This window comes from Aliidiomarina quisquiliarum (assembly GCF_023922585.1).
In the GTDB taxonomy this organism is placed as follows: Bacteria; Pseudomonadota; Gammaproteobacteria; order Enterobacterales; family Alteromonadaceae; genus Aliidiomarina; species Aliidiomarina quisquiliarum.
The window spans coordinates 1-2,389 of sequence record NZ_JAMFTN010000012.1; the positions used below are offsets into that span (position 1 = coordinate 1).

Annotated in this window: 5 protein-coding genes and 2 pseudogenes; 2 read left to right on the plus strand and 5 right to left on the minus strand. The window is 42.9% G+C overall.

Annotated features, from left to right (window positions below; translation table 11 throughout):
- Positions 1 to 148: 148 nt before the first annotated feature.
- From M1L23_RS02590 to M1L23_RS02605, 4 genes and pseudogenes are all read right to left on the minus strand, one after another.
- Positions 149 to 347 (minus strand): annotated as a pseudogene (locus M1L23_RS02590) (transposase); the annotation flags it as partial.
- A gap of 90 nt (positions 348 to 437) precedes the next feature.
- A complete protein-coding gene (locus M1L23_RS02595; protein ID WP_252625445.1) occupies positions 438 to 698 on the minus strand; it encodes a hypothetical protein in 261 nt (86 codons plus the stop codon).
- A 57-nt stretch (positions 699 to 755) separates the two neighbouring features.
- Positions 756 to 1,142, minus strand: a complete 387-nt coding sequence (locus tag M1L23_RS02600; RefSeq protein ID WP_252625446.1) for a CopG family antitoxin — start codon at positions 1,140 to 1,142, stop codon at positions 756 to 758.
- 90 nt (positions 1,143 to 1,232) lie between these two features.
- A complete protein-coding gene (locus M1L23_RS02605; RefSeq protein WP_252625447.1) occupies positions 1,233 to 1,538 on the minus strand; it encodes an ADP-ribosyl-(dinitrogen reductase) hydrolase in 306 nt (101 codons plus the stop codon).
- Positions 1,539 to 1,779: 241 nt separating this feature from the next.
- Between M1L23_RS02605 and M1L23_RS02610 the strand changes: the two genes are divergently transcribed.
- Together M1L23_RS02610 and M1L23_RS02615 are read left to right on the plus strand one after the other, a co-directional pair.
- Positions 1,780 to 1,992, plus strand: coding sequence for a hypothetical protein (locus M1L23_RS02610; RefSeq protein ID WP_252625450.1), 213 nt, complete (start codon positions 1,780 to 1,782; stop codon positions 1,990 to 1,992).
- An 8-nt stretch (positions 1,993 to 2,000) separates the two neighbouring features.
- Positions 2,001 to 2,300, plus strand: coding sequence for a transposase (locus M1L23_RS02615; RefSeq protein ID WP_252625448.1), 300 nt, complete (start codon positions 2,001 to 2,003; stop codon positions 2,298 to 2,300).
- Here M1L23_RS02615 and M1L23_RS02620 read toward each other — a convergent pair.
- Positions 2,271 to 2,389, minus strand: a pseudogene (locus M1L23_RS02620) (IS30 family transposase); the annotation flags it as partial. The gene M1L23_RS02615 and the pseudogene M1L23_RS02620 overlap by 30 nt on opposite strands.

The following is a 2,389-nucleotide window of genomic DNA, read 5'->3' on the forward strand; positions in this document are numbered from 1 at the left end:
TTCGTAATAATAAGCGGTACGGCTGATGCCAACCGCATTACAGCAGGTTACAACGCTCGCGTTATACTGCACCTGTAGCTCACGTGCCCAAACTTTTCGTTCTGCCACAGGTGCTAAAGCTTTTTTAGAATATCTTCTTGCATCTGCGATTTTAGGCTCAAATCTGCATACATTTGTTTGAGTCGCCGGTTTTCTTCTTCAAGCTCTTTTAAACGGCGCACATCGGATGCTTCCATACCGCCGTATTTTTCGCGCCACTTATAAAACGTTGAATTGCCGATGCCATACTTACGGCAGAGGTCTTTGATCGGCATACCAACTTCAGCTTCTTTCAAAATCGCCACAATTTGGCTTTCAGTCTTTCGTTTGCTNAATGTGCGCTACTAGCGACGCTCACCATAGATCAGATAAAAAAGCCCACAAGCGTGGGCTTTTGTTTACCAGGCTACCTCTATTCGGAGGTGTTGTTCAGTTCTTGATAATTTAACGCTGTATCCATCTTGTTCTAAGGCTGGAATTACAGGCGCAAATTCACTGTCGCTGAGCGTTCTCCGGTCGAATGTTACCGACGTGTTCGGTAGCCCTCTTTGAGCTGCAAAGCTTATAACGCTGTAAGCCTTGTGTAATGCTTGTTTTGTACCAAATACTGCTGTATCGGTAATCTTACGTGCTTGCTTTGCTTGGATTGCGCTTCTCATATAGTTACCCTTAATGTTGCCTTTGATAGTATGGGTAAAGCGCATAGTAAATACGGGTTACGCCTCCTGCGCTAACCCGTAGTCATCATCTACATGATCATCGCTTTCCTGCTCTGAGTGTGGACCTTTGATAGTCATCGCTTTCATGCGCTCTTCGATCACTTTAAGTTCAGCTTTCACAAAGCGCTTTAATAGTTGTCGAATTAAAGGCTGATATCCTAAGCCATGATGACTTGCGATAAACTTCAGCTGCTCCAAAAGCTCTTCTTCCAAACGAATTGAGATAGGCTTCATACGGGTGGCTGCGTTAAGCGTATCTTCAATTACCTGCGAGAAGTCCACGGCTTCGACGTGCTCTTCTGAAGCACCAAGCTCTCTGTTTTCCCACTTCTCTGCGTTCTCCATTGAGTTTTTCACCTTTTCTTCAGTTCTATTTATACTCATCTTTTGCCCTCCACCCTACTATTTAGAGTGATGTGTTGCGCTTGCGCGCCTGCAATTTGATCTGCGTGTGTTATGTATACTTTAGTAGTATTAGCTGTATTTATTATAAATTCGTATTTCTTCGCTATTTGGTTCATATACGCTTTTGAGGTGGACTCCATCATCAAGCACTATAAAGCTAATTTTTAAGTCTCGCCCTCTGTCCGTTTGTGCTATAAACCACAGCGTCGGAGGATTCGTCTTGTGATCCTCTCTATTATCAGTTAGGAACTTTCGATTACTATTTCTAGCGCCAAAAGCCTCCCTCACTTCGTTCATCGTTACATTATGCTTGTGTAAAAGTTTCTCTCTTACTCTCTCACTTACCTGTAAAGGCGGGGGTTCTTTTGAGCTCATGGGTACCTCTTGTTCTTATTAACGGCGGTTCGTAACACGCAGTGTATATACACTTCGTATTGCTGTCAAGTGCCCTCTCAAAAGTCACTTTTTACCCCTTCACTGTAAATAACTATATCGAGCGCTTAATACGCCCTGCGTAATTTTAAATTCGCGCGAAGATAAATAGTCTATGAATACGGTGAATTAAGCTGGCTATCGCTGTGTTCAACTTTAAAAGTGGCCGGCTAAGGAATAAAAAATGAAAAAACTAAACGTAAGACCCTGCATTGAACTCAGTTTTGATGATTTGAGCGATATGCGAATCGAAAATCACCATATTCCACAGCGAGCTCTTCACCATCAAACGCCCATTGCAACAATGAAAGAATGGCAAGAAAAGAGACCGGATTTATTTTATAAGAACGTTATTAATCATGCGGGACCTGACAACTATATACTCAGTCTAGTTTGAGGTGAAACATGAACCAGAAGCGTAAATATAAAACCTACTCGAAAGAGTTCAAAGAAGAGGCTGTGTCCTTGGTGACAGATCAAGGCTATAGCGTTGCCGAAGCAGCTGAAGCGGTTGGGGTAAATCCTAACCAAATTTATAACTGGAAGAAGCAGCAAGAAGAGCAGGCTAATGGCACTATGTTGAACGACAATGAGCGTACAGAACTGTTAAAACTGCGTGCTGAAAATAAGCGCTTAAAGATGGAGAAAGACATCTTAAAAAAGGCATCGGTGGGTTCAACCGGTCAGTGCAACTATCTCGTTTAGCCTCTCAGCTGGCGTTAAATATTGCAATGTTTTTCTTGGTCGTTGATTCAGGCGTAAGGCAACCACATTAAGCTGCTCTTGAGTCCACC